The sequence below is a fragment of the Synechococcus sp. R6-10 genome (assembly GCF_047461815.1).
In the GTDB taxonomy this organism is placed as follows: Bacteria; Cyanobacteriota; Cyanobacteriia; order Thermostichales; family Thermostichaceae; genus Thermostichus.
In genome coordinates this window covers 1-2,402 of sequence record NZ_JANSHW010000408.1, presented here as the reverse complement: position 1 = coordinate 2,402, position 2,402 = coordinate 1, and the positions used below count along the sequence as shown (strand labels likewise).

General features: G+C 54.5%; 2 protein-coding genes. Both read right to left on the bottom strand.

Annotated elements, in window-relative coordinates:
* A partial coding sequence (locus NW837_RS11285) for a response regulator (protein WP_414331596.1) occupies positions 1-730 on the bottom strand: 730 nt, incomplete at its 3' end.
* Positions 727-2,402, bottom strand: a 1,676-nt coding sequence (locus NW837_RS11280; RefSeq protein ID WP_414331593.1) for a PAS domain S-box protein, incomplete at its 5' end; no start/stop codon positions are given. The genes NW837_RS11285 and NW837_RS11280, both read right to left, overlap by 4 nt.

Below are 2,402 nucleotides of genomic sequence, written 5' to 3'. Positions count from 1 at the left end.
TACGGCTGGGCTCCTGGGGACGCAGCAGGCTGAACTGGCTCAACAGGCCAACATTTTCCAGGTTTAAAAGATTTTCCAGGTTAGAGGTTTGGTGGATCAGCTCCAGCTCACGGCGAAACTCATCCTCCAGCACCTGCAGGTAGTGTTCCCGCTTCTGCTCTGACTCGGCATCCTTGAGCAGACCCAAGGCAAAGCTGAGGTTCGAGAGGGGCTCGCTCAGATCCTGCAAGAATTTCTTGAACAGAGTGCCCTTCACCTCCGAGAACTGCTGCAGCTGCTGCAGTTTTTGCCGCAGCTCTTCGATTCTTTTTTCTTCCAGCTTGCGGTTCTCGAGGCTCTGGCGGTGGTTGTGCAGGGCAATTTCGATGGTGGTGTAGAGTTCCCGCTCTTTGAAGGGTTTGATGATGTAGCCAAAGGGTCGGGTCTCTTTGACGCGGGAGAGCGTGTCCTCATCGGCGTAGGCCGTCAGATGCACCACCGGAATGTTGAAGCGCTCGGTAATCCGCTTGGCGGCTTCTATACCATCGATATCGCCTTTTAAGACGATATCCATCAAGACTAAGTCCACCGGCATCTCTTCCAGCCTTCGGATCGCTTCTTCCCCGGAAGAAGCAATGGCGGGCACAGCGTAGCCGAATTTTTTCAGAACGTTGGCAATGTCCTTGGCGATGATCTTCTCGTCTTCGACGACCAGGATACTGCCTTTGACAAGGGGTGGAACTCTCTTCAAGGCTCGCTCCTCGGAAAGGTAATGATGAAGGTGGTACCCGGTTTGCTCCTCAATTGTATCTTGCCCTGTAGCTGATCGGTGAGGGTTGTAACCAGTTGTAAACCCAGAGATTGAGTTTCCTTGAAGTCAAAGTTCGGGGGCAAGCCAACGCCATTGTCGGAGACTCGCAACTGAGTATATTTGCGGGTTTGGCTGAAATGAATCTCTATCTCCCCGCTGCGGCCCTTCGGGAAGGCATACTTGAGGCTGTTGGTCACCAACTCGTTGATGATCAGGCCACACAAGACCGCATCGTCGAGGTTGAGGCGGATCCCTTCGGCGCGGATGTTGGCGCGAATGCTCTCGGGGTTTACCCCGTAAGAGTGAAAGAGGTTGGAGATCAAATTGTGTAGGTACTGCTTGAGATCCACAGCGGCCAGATTGTTGGATTGGTACAAACCTTCGTGGATCAAAGACATGGCTTGAATACGGCTGCCGGCATCCTTAAAAACGCGGGCGTACTTGCGGCTTTTGATTTGGTCAGCTTGGAGCCGCAGCAGGCTGGAGATGATTTGCAGGTTGTTTTTGACGCGGTGGTGAATCTCCCGCAGCAGGACTTCTTTTTCCTGAAGGGCAGCTTGGATCTGCAGCTTTGCCCGTTTTTCTTCGGTAATGTCTTCGCAAATGCCGATGATGAAGAGGTTTTTGCCCTCGGGATCCCGGACTGCAGAGACTGCCAGGCGGCACCAAACCACCTTTCCGCTGCGGTGGATGTAGCGTTTTTCCAGGTGGTAGCGATCCCGTTGGCCGTTCAAAACCTCCTGGAAGAGTTGCCAATCTTCCTGAATGTCCTCGGGATGGGTGAGGTCGCAGAAGCTCATGTGGGTCAGTTCGGCAGCGCTATAGCCCAAGATCTCTTCCAGAGCGGGGTTCACTTTTAGGTAATGGCCCCAATGATCGACGATGGAAATGCCCAGGGCTGACTGCTGGAAGATGCCCCGTAAACTCAGCTCACTTTGGCGAAGGGCTGCCTCGGCTTGCTTGCGCTCGGTAATGTCCAAAATCTGGCTTAGAAAGTAGCTGGGATCCCCTTGGGCCGTGCGCACCAGGGTGATGCGAAGAATGGCATAGACTATTTGGCCGTTCTTGTGGATGTAGCGTTGTTCCTGTTCCCACTGATGCACCTGGCCGGCCAGCAGGCGGTTGCTGTTTTCCAGAGTGGTGGCGATGTCGTCGGGATGGGTGATGTCGAGGACGGTTTTCCCTTTGAGATCCTCCAGGGTGTAGCCCAGGGTTTCGGTAAAAGCGGCGTTGATTTGCAAATAGGTGCCATCCACGTGGGTCATGGCCTTGGCAATGGGGGCCCATTCAAAGGATTGGCGGAAGCGTTCTTCACTTTCTTTGAGGGCAATTTCTGCCTCCACGCGGGCGCTGATGTCGATCACCTGGTTGAGAAACTGGGTGGGCTGTCCTTCCTCGTCGGTGAGCAGGGTGGCCTGAAACAGCACATGAACAACCTGACCGGAACGATGGGTGTAGCGAATCTGGCGCTGGCTGACGGAGACCTTCCCCGCCAACAAAGCCTCATTGGCCCCCAGCAGTGGGTTGACATCTTCGGGGTGGAGAATGTCCAGTTGCTGCCGATGCTTCAATTCTTCGGGGGTGTAGCCGACAATCTGGGCAAAGGCATCGT